Below are 15,790 nucleotides of genomic sequence, written 5' to 3'. Positions count from 1 at the left end.
TGACGGCACGGTAGCCCCGGTTTTTCGAATCAAACGTGAATGCGGGGCACTGGCGCGGGGGGGATTTGTGTGGCTGGGCCGACGATCTCGCAGTGCCTATTCAGGTTTATCGCGGTCGCGTGGCGCTCAAGCCCATCGCCCGGTCGTCGAATCCGGAACCTGAACAGGACGACGTTTTCTTCAGAGATGGGCGGCCAGATGACTCGCCTGCGCGATCGCGCGCTTGGCATCGAGTTCTGCGGCCACGTCGGCGCCACCGACCAGATGCACGACCGTGCCGCTCGCCTGCAGGGCGTCGAACAGGTCGCGACGCGGCTCCTGGCCGGCGCAGATCACGATGTGATCGACGTCCAGCATCTGCTCTGCGCCATCGACGCGGATGCGCAGGCCGGCATCATCGACGCCGAGATATTCGACACCGCCCAGCATCGTCACGCCCTTGGCCTTGAGCGTGCTGCGATGGATCCAGCCGGTGGTCTTGCCGAGCCGCGCACCCGGGCGGCCGGGGCTGCGCTGCAGCAGCCACAGTTGTCTTGCGGGCGGCGCAGGCGCGGCAGGCACCAGGCCGCCGGGCTGTTCAAAGGTCGGGTCGATGCCCCACTCGCGCATCCAGGTGCCGGTATCGAGGCTCGGCGACTGGCCGGCATGCTCGACCAGAAACTCGCCAACGTCGAAACCGATGCCGCCGGCGCCGATGATCGCCACGCGCGCGCCCGGCACGACGCGGCCTTCGATGACATCCACATAGCCGACCACCTTGGGATGGTCGCGGCCGGGAAAGTCGACCGCGCGCGGCACCACGCCGGTCGCCAGCACCACGGCGTCGAATTCGGTGAGATCCGCAGCCGCGACGGGGGTCGACAGGCGCACGTCGACGCCGGTCTCTTTCAGCCGTGTGCGGAAGTAGCGCAGTGTCTCGTCGAACTCTTCCTTGCCCGGGATACGCCGGGCGAGGTTGAACTGGCCGCCGATGTCGGCCGCTGCATCGAACAGCGTCACTGCGTGCCCGCGTTGCGCGGCGACGGTCGCGCACGCCAGGCCTGCCGGACCGGCGCCGACCACGGCGACACGCAGCGGCGTCGCTGCAGGGAAATAGTTGAGTTCGGTTTCCGCACAGGCACGCGGATTGACCAGGCAGCTCGCAGTACGGTTCGCGAACACGTGGTCCAGGCAGGCCTGGTTGCAGGCGATGCAGGTATTGATGCGCTCGGGTGTGCCGGCGCGCGCCTTGGCGACCCACTGCGGATCGGCCAGCAGCGGCCGCGCCATCGACACCATGTCGGCATCGCCTCGGCTGAGGATGCGTTCGGCGACGTCGGGCATGTTGATGCGGTTGGTCGCGATCAGCGGCAGCGTCACGTGCGGGCGCAGCTTGGCGGTGACGCCGGCGAACGCGGCGCGCGGCACCGAGGTGGCGATCGTCGGCACGCGCGCCTCGTGCCAGCCGATGCCGGTGTTGATCAACGTCGCGCCGGCCGCTTCGACCGCGCGCGCCTGCTGCACGATGTCGTCCCAGGCCGAGCCGTCCGGCACCAGTTCCAGCATCGACAGGCGGTAGACGATGATGAAATCGTCGCCCGCCGCTGCGCGCACGCGGCGCACGATCTCGGTCGCGAAGCGCATGCGTTGCGCGGTGTCGCCGCCCCAGGCGTCGGCGCGTGCATTGGTGCGCCGGCTGAGGAACTGGTTGATCAGATAGCCCTCGCTACCCATCACTTCGACGCCGTCGTAGCCGGCCTCGCGGGCGAGCTTGGCGGCATGCGCGTAGGCGTCGATCGTGCGTTCGACGCCGCGCGCCGACAGCGCCCGCGGGGTGAATGGGTTGATCGGCGCCTTGATCCGGCTCGGCGCGACCTGCAGCGGGTGATAGCCGTAGCGGCCGGCGTGCAGCAGCTGCAGGCAGATCTTCGCGTCGTGGCCGTGCACGGCGTCGGTGACCTGCCGGTGCCGGCGCGTTTCCCAGCGCCACGACAGCTTGCCGCCGAAGGGTTTGAGCCAGCCGGCGATATCGGGCGAGAAGCCGCCGGTGACGATCAGGCCGACGCCGCCCTCTGCGCGCTCGGCGAAATAGCGCGCAAGCTTGGGGAAATCCGCCGCGCGATCTTCGAGGCCGGTGTGCATCGAGCCCATCAGCACGCGGTTGCGCAAGGTGGTGAAGCCCAGATCGAGCGGCGCCAGCAGATGCGGATAGGAAGCGGCGACGGGCTGGCCGGAGGCTGGCGTCATGATCAGGATACGCGTGCGTATGGATCGCCCAGCGTGCCGGGAAAGCCACGTCCGGGCAAGCGCGGCGGACTCAGGCGGCCACGCGCGGGCTGTCAAGAGTTGCCACTGCCGGGCCGCGCCCTGAACATGTCGCGCCCCGCACCAGGGACGGCTGCCATCCAACCTTTCCAGGACTACCTGCGCGACGGCATCGTCGCCGCCGATCTGCCGGACCTGCATCCGCTGCTGGCGGCGCGCGAACAGCTGCGCGCGTTCTCGACGCTGTTCCACGGCGGCGAGGAGATCGTGATGGTGCGCCTGATGGTGCTGCGCGCGATCGGCGAACGCGGCGACGCGCCGGACTGGTCGCCGCAGGAACTGCGCGAGCATTTCGCCTGGCTCGATCCGGTGAAGTTCGACACGGTGATCGGCCGACTGCGCGACAACGGCCTGCTGGCCTGGGACGCGCACAGCCATCGTTACCGCATCAGTCCGGTCGGCCGACAGGCGCTGTCGGCGCTGGGCCTGCTGGTGCAGTTCAATGCCGAAGGCGACGAGCTTGCCTACGTCACTGCACAGCTCGCCGCCGGCCAGGCCGTCGGCAAGGTCGGTGCGGCGGATTTGCAGCATCTGCTGTCGCGACTCAACGAACTGCGCGAGGATTTCGACCAGGCCGTGCTCAGCGGTTCGGAGCACCGCATCCGCCAGGCCGCGGACACGCTGCAGTCGGTGTGGCACTGGGTGGAGAAGGGCACCGAACTGATCCGCGCGATCGCGGCCGACGACGATCTCGACGTGGCCACGCATCGCGTCGCGCAGCAGATCGGCCGCGCGCAGAGCGCAATGCTGCGCCAGGCGTCGGTGTTCCAGCGCGCTTTGAACCAGCTCGACCGGCATCGCGTGCATCTGGGCGCGAGCGGCTTGTCGTCGTCGGACGTCAACCGCTTCCTGCGCGCCTGCGATCCGGCCGCGCTCGCCGACATGGCCAACGGCGCGCTGACCATCGCGCCGCAGCCGGCATTCGTGCTCGGGCCGATCGCGCTTGACGTCGCCGAGTACGAACTCGTCGAACGCGAACGCGAAGCCGCCGATGAGGCCGGCCTGCCGCCGCCGCGCGAGGCGCCCGAGGATCTGCAGGCGCCGGTCGCCGCCGACGACTACGCGCACGCCGCGCAATGGCTCGACCAGCTGCGCGCGCTCGACACGGCCGCGCCGCTCGGCGACTGGGTGCCGCAGGACAGCTTCGCGGTCAGTGCGTACCGCCTGTCGCTGCTGGGCCTGATCGGCGATGCCGGCGCGGAGCACCGCAGCGGCGTCAGCGCGCGGCTCGCGCAGTTGCCGATGCAGTGGCGCGTCGACGCCGCATTTGATCGTATCGACCGCGCCGGTGTCGCATTGATGAGCCGCGGGCGCCTGTTGCCCGCGGGCGTCGACGACGCGGCCGCGCCCGACATCCAGATGCCCGACATGACCGCGCACGGCATCACCGACGACGTCGACAGCGACGATGCCGTTGCGCCCGTCGCGCGCCGTCGCCGCGCCGCCACACCTTCCGCGGAGACCGGCACCTCGCCGGCACCCGCACGACGCAAGAAGACCGCATGACCGACTCCACCGCTTCCCTGATCGCGCGGCTGCTGGCCGAGCGCTGGCTGCCGCGCGAAGATCGCGCCGTGCGCCAGATGCTGGTCGATGCCGAGCTGCGCGAGGACATCGACCGCCGCCTCGCTGCCGCCGGGCTGCGCCTGCTCGAACATCCGTACGCGGCGCACGTTGCGGTCGGCATCGCGCGCCAGCACGAGGCCGACGTGTTCGGCCACGGCGATGCCTGGGCCGCGAGCAATCTGCAGCTCAGCCGCGATGCGCTCGCGTTGCTGGTGGTGTTGTGGTCGCTGCTGGTGCTGCCCAAGCGCCAGCGGCAGATCGCGCGCCAGCAGACCGATCTGTCGCAGGACCAGGAACAGATGTTCGCCGAGCTCAAGCCGGTGCCGGTCGGCGCTGAAGTCGTCGAGCCGGTCAACGAACGCACGCTGCTCGCGGACTTCGGCGCGCAGCTCGGCGGCAAGGGCCGCATCCACATGAATCTCGGCACGCTGCAGCGGCAGGGCTTCATCGCGCGGCGCAAGGAGCGGATCCACGAAGGCCCGCTGTTGGATCTCGCGTTCGACTACGAACGCATCGCCAGTCGCGTGATGGACGGCGCACTGGCGCACGTGATCGCCGAGAGCCGTGTCGGGCAGGGACTGGGCGCGGACGACGTCGACGATCCGGACGACACGATCCACGACGCCGACATGACCGAAGAGGCGCAGGCCGATGTTTGAGTTCCGCAGTCTCGAAGTCGTGCATTGGGATTACTGGCAGCGCTATGCCCTGCCGCTCGATGCCTCGATCATCACCGTTGTGGGCCCGAACGGTTCCGGCAAGACCACGCTGCTCGATGCGCTGCGTACGCTGCTGGCGATCGACGATCGCGACATGGCGCGCGACTACAAGACCTATCTGCGCCACAACGGCAAGCCGTTTGCGTGGCTGCGCGCGGTGGTCAGCAACCCCGTCGATCGACGCGGCCGGCGCGCGTTCTTCCCGTGCATGGACGAGCAGGTGACGATCGCCTGCCGCGTGCGCAAGCGCGGCGGCGACTGGACCCGCGATTACCAGATCGTCGCCGGCGATGTGCCGGTGGAAGCGCTCGATGCCGGCGGCGAATGGCTGGGCGTGCGCGACTATCGCGTGCGTCTCGCCGGCGCCGGCCTGAGCCGCGCGATCTGTCGCGTGCTGACGCTGGAGCAGGGCGCCACCGACAAGCTGTGCCAGCTGTCGCCACGCGAACTGCTGCAACTCGTCTTCGACGTGTTCGAGGACAAGGCGGTGATGGACGACTACCAGCGCGCCCGCGCCGAGCAGTTCGACATCGACAAGGAAATCGCCGAACTGCAGCAGGGACTCGCCGAGCTGCACATGCGGCTCGAATCGTCGCGCGCCGATGTGCGGTCCTACGAGGACGGCATGGCGCTGCGCAACCAGCGGCAGATTCTGGAAGCGGAAATCGCGCCGAAAGTCGAACTGGCCGACCTGCGCGCGACCATCGATGGCGCGAAGCCGCGACTCACCGGCCTGCGTCGTGGCCTGCGCGAACGCAGTCAGGCGTACGACGCACTGGAGGCCGAAGACGCGGCGTCGATCGATGCGCGCGCCGGCCTGCAGCAGTCGATCGCCGATGCGCGCGCGGCGTTGAAATCGGCCGAGACGCGGTTCACCGGCGCACGCGATCAGGCGCGTGACGCCGAGCAGCTGGTGCGGCGCCATGACGAACTCGCGCGCCTGCAGGCGGAACGCGGCGGCGCGGACGTCGATGCGCTCAGCCAGGAAGTCGAGCAGGGCCGGCGTCGCCAGGCCGAGCTGCGTCTGGAGGCCGAACGCGATCGCACCCGTGGTGGCGAGATCGCCGCTCAGGTGGCCGCGCTGCGTGGCGGCGGGCGTGTCGTCGAACCCTTCGAGCGCGAGTTCCGCGCTGCGCTCGATCGCGCCGACATCGGCCATGCGGTGCTGACCGAACTGGTCGAGATCGCCGATCCGCAATGGGCGGTCGCGCTCGAAGCCGTGCTCGCGCCGTACCGGCATCTGCTGGTGCTCGATTCGGCGAAGGACGCGCGCGCGGCCTGGCAGCTCGGCGAGCGCCTGCAGTACCGGCACTTCGTCGTTGCGGAACGCGCGCCGGCCGGTCCGGCGACGCGCGGCTCGCTGCTCGAGGTCGTGCGCTTCAATGCCGATCCGCCGGCGTGGCTGCCGCGTCAGCTCGATCGCGTACAGCGCGTCGCCGATGTCGAAGCCGGCCAGCGTCTGCCCAAGGGCCAGGACTGGATCACCGCGCAAGGCTATCTGCGCGAGCACCGCGGCGGTCGCCACATCGGCGGCGGCCAGCACCACTTCGGCACCGGCGCGCGCGAGGCGCGGCTTGCGTCGTTGCATGCCGAAGCCATCGCATTGCAGGAACGCGCGCAGGCACGCGAGGACGCGCTGACCGCGCTGGGTCGCGAGGTCGATGCGGCGCAGTCGCGCCTGCTCGGGCTCGATGCCGGGCAGGAACTGGTGACGCGCGCGGCCGAGTTCGCCGATGCGCAATCGCGCCTGCCGGCGCTGGCCGAGGCCGCACAGGCCGCCGCCGAAGCGCTGACCGTCGCGCGCGCTGCGCTCGATGCCGGCGAACGGCTGGACAAGGACGGCAGCATCGCCGCCGCCACGCGCGCGGGCGAACTGCGCACGCTGGCGCAGGAACTGCGCGATCGCGGCAGCCAGATCGCGCAGGAGCGCGTGGCGCTGGTGCAGCGTCTGGTCGATTTCCGCAAGCGCCGTGCACGAATGCCGGCTGCATGGCGCACGCGCGAAGCGCTGCGCGAGGCGCGCGAGGCCTACGAAAGCGCAGGTGCGGTGCGGCGCGAACTCGAGCGCATCGACGAGCGGCTCGCACGCGGCAGCTTCGTCGAGGACGCCGCCTGCGTGGCGATGCGCGACAAGTTCGCCGCTGACCACGACGCACTCGAAGCGGCGATCGGAAAGCGCGAGGCGCATCTGCACCGCGCGCGGCGCCTCACCGAGGACGCGCGCGGCGCCTACATCAACGTGCTGCGTGCGACCGTGCGTCGCTACCGCAAGAACCTCACCGCGCTCGGCGAACTCGCCGGCATCGGTGTCGATGTCGGCATGCCGGAACTGGCGAACGAGGATGTCGCGCTTGCGCAGGCCGGGCTCACCGTGCGGTTCGATTTCGACCGCAAGGGCTGGATCGGCCTCGACGACGGCGAGGCGTCCGGCGGCCAGCAGGTGATGAAATCGCTGCTGCTGCTGGTCGCACTGCTGCGCGACGAGGACCAGCCGGGCGGCTTCGTCTTCATCGACGAACCGTTCGCACATCTCGACGTCGCCAACATCGAGAAGGTCGGCCGCTTCCTGCGCAGCACGGATGCGCAGTACATCCTGACCACGCCGATCACCCACAACCTCAACGTGTTCGAGCCGTCGGATCTGGTGCTGGCCACCAGCAAGCGGCGCGCGGGCAGTGCGTGGGCGGAACCGGTCGCCGTGCTCAAGCGCGACCGGACGGAGGCGGCGCACGCCGCGGCGTGATCGCGGCCGCGTCGCCGCGGTGAAGACGCGTGGAAACGGCACGCGTCCATCACGGCTGAGTTCTGCGGAGAGCGGCTGGTTGAAGTCCTGCAGGTCGCGATGCAGACCGCACCGGAATTAAAGCGGTGCGATTGGCGGCGCCACGCTGCGCGGTGCGAACAGCGGCAGGGTGCGGCCGCACAGCGGGCCGATCAGCAACGCGAATGCCAGCGTGCCCCAGCCGACATTGCCGCCCAGCCACCAGCCGGTGGTCAGCACCAGCGCTTCGACGAGCGTTCTCGCGATCCAGATCGGCACGCCGGTCCGTGCGTGCAGGCCGGTCATGAGTCCATCGCGTGGCCCGGCGCCGAACTGCGCGCCGATGTAGAGCCCCGTCGCCAGTGCGAGCAGCAGCAGGCCTGCGGCGAACACGCAGACCTGCAGCACGACGCCATGTATGTCGGGCAGCAGCCACAGCCCGAGCTGCGCGCTCGGGCCGATCAGCAGAACATTCAGCAGCGTGCCGAGGCCCGGCTTCTGCCGAAGCGGCAGCCACAGCACGAGCACGCCGATGCCGATCAGGTTCGTCACCAGACCGAACGACAGGCCGCTCTGCACGGAGATGCCTTGGGTCAGCACGTCCCAGGGCGCGACGCCCGATGCCGGCACGGACCATCAGGCTGATGCCGATGCCGTAGAAGAACAGGCCGGTCAGCAAACGCACTAGGCGTTCGACGCGCGACGGAAGGACTGCGTGCATCCGGGGATCCAAAGGCGATTACGAGAAACGTCCGGCCCTGAGTGGACCGGACGTCTAATCGAAACGACAGTATTGCAGCATCAAACCGTGCGGGTCATGCCCAGCCGGCGACCACCACCTTGCCGATCGTGCTGCCGGATTCGAGACGGCGATGCGCTTCGCGCAGGGTCTCCGCGTTGATTGGCGAGAGCATGTCCGACAGCGTGCCGCGCAGCGAACCGGTGTCGATCAGTTCCGCGACACGCGCGAGAATCCTGCCCTGCTCGTCCATGTCGGCGGTACGGAAGCGCGGCCGCGCGAACATCATTTCCCAATGAATGCCGATGCTCTTGGCCTTGTAGGGATCGCCGATCTTCAGCGCGCCGGCCGGCTCCACGATCAGGCCGACATGACCCAGCGGCGCGAGCAGTTCGCCCAGCGCGGTCCAGTAGCGGTCGGTGTCGGCGAGATTGAGCGCAGCGTCGACGGTCTCGAATCCGAGCGCCTGGAGCTGCGGCGCGAGATCCTCGCGGTGGTCGATGACATGGTCGGCGCCCATGATCCGGCACCACGCGATGGTCTCCATGCGCGACGCGGTCGCGATCACGGTGAAGCCGGCCAGCTTCGCGAGCTGGATCGCGATCGACCCGACACCGCCGGCGCCGGCGATGACCAGCAGCGTCTTGCCGGCGCCGTCCCCGTCGATATCGAAAGGCATGCGCTGGAACAGCAGCTCCCACGCGGTGATCGCGGTCAGGGGCAGGGCGGCGGCCTGGGCGAAGTCCAGCGAATTCGGCTTCTTCGCGGCGATGCGCGCGTCGACGAGCTGGAATTCGGCGTTGCTGCCGGGACGGGTGATGTCGCCAGCGTAATAAACGGCGTCGCCCACCTCGAAACCGGTGACCTCGTTGCCGATGGCGTCGACCACGCCGGCCGCGTCGTAACCGAGCACCTTCGGATTCGCTTCGGTCTGCGGCTTCGGCGCACGCACCTTGGTGTCGACCGGATTCACTGAAACCGCCTCGACGCGCACGCGCAGGTCATGCGGGCCGGGCTCGGGCAGATCGAGTTCGACATCCTGCAGCGACTGCGGATCGTCGATCGGGAGATAGCGGGTCAGGGCGACGGCTTTCATGCGGAGTCCTTGAAGAGTGAAGCGGCCTGCGCATTGTCGACCCCACGCGTTCCGGTCGAACAGCGATAGGATCGCCAATCACCTTCAAGGGATTCTTTTGAATCGATGGACCGGATCGGCGACATCGCCCTGTTCCTGCGCGTGCTCGACACGGGGTCGATCAGCGCCGCCGCGCGCAGCCTCGATCTGTCGCCGGCCCTGGCGAGCCAGCGTCTGAAGCGGCTCGAGGACGCACTGGGCGTGCGGCTGCTGCACCGGACCATGCGGCGTCTGCATCCCACGCCTGAAGGCCTGCGACTGGCCGGCGAGGGACGCACGCTGGTCGAAGCACTCGACGGCCTCGCCGGCAGCCTGCGCGAAAGCGGCGGCCAGGCGGTCGGCGGCACGCTGCGGGTCACGATGTCGGCGTCGTTCGGCCGCCAGCACATCTCGCCGCGCCTGCCGCGCTTTCTCGCCGCGCATCCCGGCCTGCAACTCAGCGTGCACATGAGTGACCAGCAGGTCGATCTCGTGCGTGAAGGCTTCGATCTCGCGATCAGGATCGGCGATCTCGATGACTCGCAGCTCGTCGGACGTCAGATCGCAGCCAATCCGCGCGTCCTCGTCGCGTCGCCCGATTACCTGGCCCGTCGCGGCATCCCTGCAGCACCAGACGATCTCGCTGCGCACGATTGCCTGGTGCTCGTCGGCAGTCGTGGCCGTCAGGATCGTTGGCAACTGCTCGACGGCGCAGGCGGCGAGACGACCATTACCGTGACCGGGCCACTGGAAAGCAATCTCGGTGAAGTGCTGCGTGACGCAGCGCTGGAAGGGGCGGGCATCGCGATGCATGCGCTGTGGCATGTGGCGGGCGATCTAAGGGCAGGGCGCCTTGTGCGGGTGCTTCCGGGCCATGCGCCACCGGAAACCGGCATTCACGCGGTGATGCCCGATCGCATATTCGTGCCCCCGCGCACGCGTGTATTCGTTTCATTCCTGCAAACGGAATTCGGATCGACGCCGCACTGGCACACGTAACCAGCAGATAATCGTTAAGCCGCACGCAGGCGGGAATGCGGAAACGTCAATTCCACATAAAGCGACGGTTAAGAGCGCCGCACGTTCTTGACGCCACGCGCACATCGTCTTCACGACAATTCCGCCGCGTTGAGGTTCCTGACCAAACCAAAGCCAAGATGAATACCCGGCCAGGTTGGTGTAGGAAGCTCTCAACCGTTATGTTAGCGTTAACAACGTCTTCACGCTGCTGACTTTAGGCTATGTGCAAGGCGTTTGCGTTTGACGCCTCATCCGATGCCACGACGCATTCCCCCTTTTCTAGGAGCTGAAAAAACATGAACAAGAAACTCCTCTGCGCCGCGCTGCTCGGCGGTCTTGGTCTGGCGGGTCACGCCAGCGCCCAGGAGTTCGACGACCGTTGGTACCTCACCGGTTCGACGGGCTTCAACTTCCAGGCAGAAGATCGCCGCACCGACGACACCCCGTTCGTCACGCTGGGCATGGGTAAGTTCATCAGCCCCAACTGGTCGATCGACGGTGAGCTGAACTACCAGAACCCGGGCTTCGACAGCTCGGTCGAAGGCGCCAACAACGATCTGAACTGGAGCCAGTACGGCATCTCGGTCGACTTCCGCTACCACTTCATCTCTGAAGGCCGTGGCTGGAATCCCTACCTGCTGGCCGGTGTCGGCTACCAGCGTTCGGAAGAAGAGTTCGACGCGTTCCCGAGCCCGAACTCGCCCGGCGAGCGTAAGGAAGGCAACCTGGCCGCGAAGGTCGGTGCCGGTCTGCAGACCACCTTCGACAAGCGCGTTGCCGTGCGTGCCGAAATCGCTTACCGCGCCGACTTCGACGACAACAGCGTCGCTGCGAACGGTTCGCGTGATTGGGCGGGCTACCCGCACAACGCTGAAGAAAGCTACTTCGGCGACGTGATGGCCTCGGTCGGTGTCGTGATTCCGCTCGGCCCGCCGCCGGCTCCCCCGGCTCCGCCGGCTCCGCCGCCGCCGCCGCCGGCTCCGGCACCGGCTCCGGCTCCGCCGGCTCCGATCACCATCGATCTGAATGGCGTCAACTTCGACTTCGACCGTGCGACGCTGCGTCCTGACGCGGTGGCAATCCTCAACGAAGCCGTCGAAATCCTGAAGCGTTACCCGGAGCTGCGCGTTGAAGTCGCCGGTCACACCGACTCGGTCGGTACCGATGCCTACAACCAGCGTCTGTCCGAGCGTCGCGCCAAGGCGGTCTATGACCACCTCGCCAGCAACGGCATCATGGCCGACCGTCTGGTGGGTCCGACCGGTTACGGCGAAAGCCGCCCGATCGCGCCGAACACCAATGCTGATGGTTCGGACAACCCGGAAGGCCGTGCGCGCAACCGCCGCACCGAGCTGAACGTTCAGAACTAAGAACGTCCGGTAGTGACACCAGAAAGCCCGGCCTCGTGCCGGGCCTTCTGTTTGTGGGGCCTGAGAATTTCTTGGTTTGCAGACCAATCGAGCGATCTAGGTCTGCAGGGGACAATGGTCGGCAAAACGGTGCGTCGAACGCGCGATAGCGTGAATGCGCGAATGTCCGGTTTTCCCTTGTATGGCGTGTACTTGCCGCCTACACTTCAGGCCAATTCGACCTCGGGGATTGCCTCTCATGCGTGCCTTGTTCCTGTTGCCTCTGCTGGTGCTGCCACTCGCCGGCCATGCCGCTGACTGCAGCACCCTCGATACCCGTACCGCGCGTCCCGTGCAGGCCACCGTGCTCGAGCCCGTGTCTCCGGAACTCGCCGCGCCGACGTATCGTCTGGGTACAAGCGCGGTGCTCGCGCGTGCCTATGACGAGGCGCAGTCAGCCGAGCAGGTCGTGCTGCGTCTCGAGATCGAGAAGTGCCAGAACGTCGCGATGGCCGCGCCGGCGGCGGGCGCGGTGAGCGCCAACGATCCTGCTGCCTACGTCAAGCAGACCGAGTTCGACAACACGCCGTACCGCTTCAACATGACCCAGGGCGGCAAGCGCATGACCGCCGACGATTTCGACGCGTGGATCAAGGCCAACGGCTACACGGTTGGCAGCCGTCGCGCTGATCCGAACGCGCCGGCTGCACCGGCCGCGGCGGAAACCGCACCGCCCGGCGAGACCCCGCCCGTCGAATGAGTGCTGCGCGTCTCAGCATCGACGGTATGACGACGGCCCGCGCAAGCGGGCCGTTCGCATGTCGAGGTGCCGCGTCTTGAAGCGTGTCGTGCGTCCGCCGCGGTATGGCCTCGCGCGGGTGCTGTCGAAGCGCGGGCTGTGCTCGCGCAGCGAAGCCGAGCGGCGTGTGCGCGATGGGCGCGTACGGGTTGCCGGCAAGATCGTGCGCGATCCGGAATTTCCGGTGGCACTGGACGCGTCGAACATCGTGCTCGATGGCGATGCGTCGCGCGCAACCGCGCATCAGTACCTCGTACTCAACAAGCCGCGCGGCCTGGTCACCACGGCGCGCGACGAACACGGCCGCGACACGGTCTATCGTTGTTTCGACGGTGCGGATCTGGGCTGGATTGCGCCGGTCGGCCGGCTCGACAAGGCCAGCGAAGGCCTGCTGTTGTTCACCAGTGATCCCGCGTGGGCTGCACGGGTGACCGATCCCGAGCAGGGGCCGCAGAAGACCTATCACGTGCAGGTCGACGGGCTGCCTGACGACGCCTTGCTCGAAGCGCTGGTGCTCGGCGTCGACGACGCGGGTGAGCGGCTGCAGGCCGCGTCTGCACGTCTTCTGCGTCAGGGCGAGCGCAACGCCTGGCTGGAAATCGTGCTCGACGAGGGTCGCAACCGGCAGATCCGCCGACTGCTCGCTGCGCATGATCTGGGTGTGCTGCGACTGGTGCGCGTCGCGATCGGCGATCTCGCGCTGGGCGATCTGGCCAAGGGCGCGTGGCGTCCCTTGGAGGCCGGCGAAATCAGCGCGCTGGCGCGTCCGTCGGATCCCGCCACCGGCTGAGGCGCGTCGCGAGCAGGGCTTCGACGACTTCGCGTGCGCGCACGTCGCCCGGCCCGCGCGCGTCGTGACCCTTACCCTTGTCGTGATTGCAGCGTGCGCAGGCAAGCGCGAGGTTGCGTGGATCGTCCGCATCGTCGCCGACCTGCGCCGTCAACACCGACGCCGCGCGTCGGCCGAACCAGGCTTGCGGCACCACGTGCTCCAGTGTCGCGAGACCGAGCGGCTCGCCGTCGTCGCGCACCTGCAACGCGCTCCGGCAGTGCAGGCAACGCGTCGACCAGATGCCGTCGTCGAGAGCGGCGAGGGCGTCAGTCTGCGCCGCGAGTAGCAGACGCCGTCGCAGCGCGGCGCGCATGGCTCAGGCCTTCAGCACGCCCAGCTCGTGACCGATGCGGGTGAACGCATCGATCGCGCGGTCCAGGTGTTCGCGCGTGTGCGCGGCGCTGATCTGGGTACGGATGCGCGCCTGCTCCTTCGCGACGACCGGGAAGAAGAAGCCGATCGCGTAGATGCCTTCCTCGAGCAGCCGCTCGGCGAAACGCTGCGCGAGCTTCGCGTCGTAGAGCATGACCGGACTGATCGGATGCACGCCGGGGCGCACGTCGAAACCGGCGGCGGTCATCTTCTCGCGGAAGTAGCGGGTGTTCTCGACCAGCTGCGTGCGCAGGTCGCCGGCGGCGTCGAGCATCTCGAACGCCTTGATGCCGGCCGCGACCACGTGCGGCGGCAGCGAGTTCGAGAACAGGTAGGGGCGTGAGCGCTGACGCAGCAGTTCGATGACTTCGCGCTTGGCCGTGGTGAAGCCGCCGAGCGCGCCGCCCATCGCTTTGCCGAGCGTGCCGGTGACGATGTCGATCTTCTCCAGCACGCCCTTGACTTCCGCAGAGCCGCGGCCGGTTTCACCGAGGAAGCCGGTCGCGTGGCACTCGTCGATGTGCACCAGTGCGTCGTACTTCGCGGCGAGCGTGGTGATTTCATCGAGCGGTGCGATGAAGCCGTCCATCGAGAACACGCCGTCGGTCGAGATCAGGATGGTGCGTGCGCCGTCGGCGCGTGCCTGCTGCAGCTGCTTCTCCAGATCCGCCATGTCGCAGTTGGCGTAGCGGTAGCGCTTCGCCTTGCACAGGCGGATGCCGTCGATGATCGAGGCGTGGTTGAGCGCATCGGAGATGATCGCGTCCGCTTCGCCGAGCAGCGGCTCGTACAGGCCACCGTTCGCATCGAAGCACGCGGCGTAGAGAATCGTGTCCTCCTTGCCGAAGAAGTCCGCGATGGTCTGCTCGAGCTGCTTGTGCAGATCCTGCGTGCCGCAGATGAAGCGCACCGACGCCATGCCGAAGCCGTGCGTATCGAGCGCATTCTTCGCGGCGGCAATGATGTCCGGATGGTCGGCGAGGCCCAGGTAATTGTTGGCGCAGAAGTTGAGCACCGTGCGGCCGTCTTCGAGGGTGATCTCGGCCGACTGCGGGCCGGTGATCACGCGCTCGGCCTTGAACAGCCCGGCGTCGCGGATCTCGTCGAGGGTGTCGGCGTAGCGCTGGGTCAGGGACATGCGAGGCGATCCGGAAGGCGGGTTACCCATTTTACCCGGCAGGATCGGACGCGGCTGTATCGCGTGCGTCGCACCAAGCATTCCACGCCTCCTGTAAGTCGGCCAGGTCGGTCGGCAGGCCGTGCTGCGCGCCAGTGGCCGCCAGCCAGTCGGTGAATTCGACGCCGCTGGCCACGGCGGCGCTGATCGTCGCCAGGATGTGTGGATCACTGCTGGCATCGATCAGGAAATCGGCGAACAGCAGCGATTGCGAATAGAACATGCCGCCGGCTTCTGCATCGGGGCCGCGCATCGTCATCACCTGTACGCCCGAGGCACTCTGGGTTCCGCCTTGCGCCTGCATCAACGCACGCTTCTGCGCGGTGACGGGATGCGCCATCGTCAGGAACTCGGCAAGCGGCCGGATCGCAGGCGAAGACTGACGCCAGGCTTCAAGGAAATGACGTTGGCGCGATGCGCGACCCGTGCTGCCCTCCATCAGTACGGCCGAGGCCTCGTCCAGCCAGTCGGGCGCGGGCGTTCCATATGCGTCTGGCGAAGGCGTCGCATCAGGCCAGAAGGCGGCGCGGTACTGCGCATGGCCGAGTTCGTGGCGCAGCAAGTCGACATGCTGGGCTTCGACCTGGGACAGGATCGTTTCGATCCTTGCCGCATCGGCATCGGGCGTAGCGCGACGGATGACGATTTCGATCTGCGCGCGCTTGTCGGCTGGCGACAGCCAGCTCTGGGCAAACCCCAGGTCATGGGTCTGCGCGAATCGTTCGGCATCGTCACCGCTGACGGTCGAACTCAGGACCAGCAGGCCCGGCGGCAGGCTTCGGCCGAAGACCTGCCCGAACTGGATGGCGGCGGCATCCAGTGCCGTCGCAGCCAATCGGGCGTCGTCCTGCGTGTCGGCGTAGGCCAGTCCATGCGCGGCTGCCAGACAGACCGCAGCGGGCGGTTCGGGCGCGTCCGGACACGCGGGCGCGCCGGCTGCGAACGCGGCGGGTATCGCCGCCGCGAGTCCAGACAGCAAGAAACCACGAAGAACCTCACGTCCGTTGCGCATACACCACCTCCTGTGGAATTCAGCAG

Annotated in this window: 12 protein-coding genes and 1 pseudogene; 7 read left to right on the top strand and 6 right to left on the bottom strand. The window is 68.0% G+C overall.

What is annotated here, in order from left to right:
• Window positions 1–180 precede the first annotated feature (180 nt).
• On the bottom strand, window positions 181–2,226 hold the full coding sequence (locus tag LU699_RS03535; protein ID WP_232580485.1) for an NADPH-dependent 2,4-dienoyl-CoA reductase: 2,046 nt from the start codon (window positions 2,224–2,226) through the stop codon (window positions 181–183).
• A gap of 126 nt (window positions 2,227–2,352) precedes the next feature.
• Between LU699_RS03535 and LU699_RS03530 the strand changes: the two genes are divergently transcribed.
• Genes LU699_RS03530 through LU699_RS03520 form a run of 3 tightly spaced genes read left to right on the top strand, consistent with a single transcriptional unit; the run spans window position 2,353 to window position 7,332 of the window.
• On the top strand, window positions 2,353–3,810 hold the full coding sequence (locus LU699_RS03530; protein WP_232134493.1) for a hypothetical protein: 1,458 nt from the start codon (window positions 2,353–2,355) through the stop codon (window positions 3,808–3,810).
• Window positions 3,807–4,529 carry a hypothetical protein gene (locus LU699_RS03525; protein ID WP_232134494.1) on the top strand — a complete coding sequence of 241 codons (723 nt, stop codon included), beginning with the start codon at window positions 3,807–3,809 and terminating at the stop codon, window positions 4,527–4,529. Before LU699_RS03530 ends, LU699_RS03525 begins: the two co-directional genes overlap by 4 nt.
• Window positions 4,522–7,332, top strand: a complete 2,811-nt coding sequence (locus LU699_RS03520; protein ID WP_232134495.1) for an AAA family ATPase — start codon at window positions 4,522–4,524, stop codon at window positions 7,330–7,332. Before LU699_RS03525 ends, LU699_RS03520 begins: the two co-directional genes overlap by 8 nt.
• A 117-nt stretch (window positions 7,333–7,449) precedes the next feature.
• Here LU699_RS03520 and yczE read toward each other — a convergent pair.
• Together yczE and LU699_RS03510 are read right to left on the bottom strand one after the other, a co-directional pair.
• Window positions 7,450–8,071, bottom strand: a pseudogene (yczE, locus tag LU699_RS03515) (membrane protein YczE).
• A gap of 94 nt (window positions 8,072–8,165) precedes the next feature.
• A complete protein-coding gene (locus LU699_RS03510) occupies window positions 8,166–9,185 on the bottom strand; it encodes a zinc-binding alcohol dehydrogenase family protein (protein ID WP_232134496.1) in 1,020 nt (339 codons plus the stop codon).
• 105 nt (window positions 9,186–9,290) lie between these two features.
• Between LU699_RS03510 and LU699_RS03505 the strand changes: the two genes are divergently transcribed.
• The 4 genes from LU699_RS03505 to LU699_RS03490 all read left to right on the top strand — a co-directional run bounded on the left by LU699_RS03505 (window position 9,291) and on the right by LU699_RS03490 (window position 13,161).
• Entirely contained in the window at window positions 9,291–10,202 is a 912-nt protein-coding gene (locus LU699_RS03505) for a LysR family transcriptional regulator (RefSeq protein ID WP_232580484.1), read from the top strand.
• A 317-nt stretch (window positions 10,203–10,519) separates the two neighbouring features.
• Complete coding sequence (locus LU699_RS03500; RefSeq protein ID WP_232580483.1) at window positions 10,520–11,593, top strand: OmpA family protein; 1,074 nt, start codon at window positions 10,520–10,522, stop codon at window positions 11,591–11,593.
• A gap of 238 nt (window positions 11,594–11,831) precedes the next feature.
• Window positions 11,832–12,332: a hypothetical protein gene (locus tag LU699_RS03495; protein WP_232134499.1), complete on the top strand. Its 501-nt coding sequence runs from the start codon at window positions 11,832–11,834 to the stop codon at window positions 12,330–12,332.
• 58 nt (window positions 12,333–12,390) lie between these two features.
• A complete protein-coding gene (locus LU699_RS03490; protein ID WP_425491650.1) occupies window positions 12,391–13,161 on the top strand; it encodes a pseudouridine synthase in 771 nt (256 codons plus the stop codon).
• Here the strand turns inward: LU699_RS03490 and LU699_RS03485 are convergent.
• From LU699_RS03485 to LU699_RS03475, 3 genes are read right to left on the bottom strand one after another with little or no spacing between them, the layout of a single operon-like run.
• Window positions 13,121–13,516 (bottom strand): HNH endonuclease, encoded by a 396-nt coding sequence (locus LU699_RS03485; RefSeq protein ID WP_232134501.1) that lies wholly within the window; start codon window positions 13,514–13,516, stop codon window positions 13,121–13,123. The two genes, LU699_RS03490 and LU699_RS03485, sit on opposite strands and share 41 nt — an antisense overlap.
• Before the next feature lie 3 nt (window positions 13,517–13,519).
• Window positions 13,520–14,713 carry a glycine C-acetyltransferase gene (gene kbl / locus LU699_RS03480; protein ID WP_232134502.1) on the bottom strand — a complete coding sequence of 398 codons (1,194 nt, stop codon included), beginning with the start codon at window positions 14,711–14,713 and terminating at the stop codon, window positions 13,520–13,522.
• Window positions 14,714–14,744: 31 nt separating this feature from the next.
• Complete coding sequence (locus LU699_RS03475) at window positions 14,745–15,764, bottom strand: hypothetical protein (protein ID WP_232134503.1); 1,020 nt, start codon at window positions 15,762–15,764, stop codon at window positions 14,745–14,747.
• Between the last annotated feature and the right edge of the window lie 26 nt (window positions 15,765–15,790).

The organism is Luteimonas fraxinea (assembly GCF_021233355.1).
GTDB classification, from domain to species: Bacteria; Pseudomonadota; Gammaproteobacteria; order Xanthomonadales; family Xanthomonadaceae; genus Luteimonas; species Luteimonas fraxinea.
Note: the sequence above shows the minus strand (reverse complement) of the source record. Positions and strands in the feature narration are given on the sequence as shown.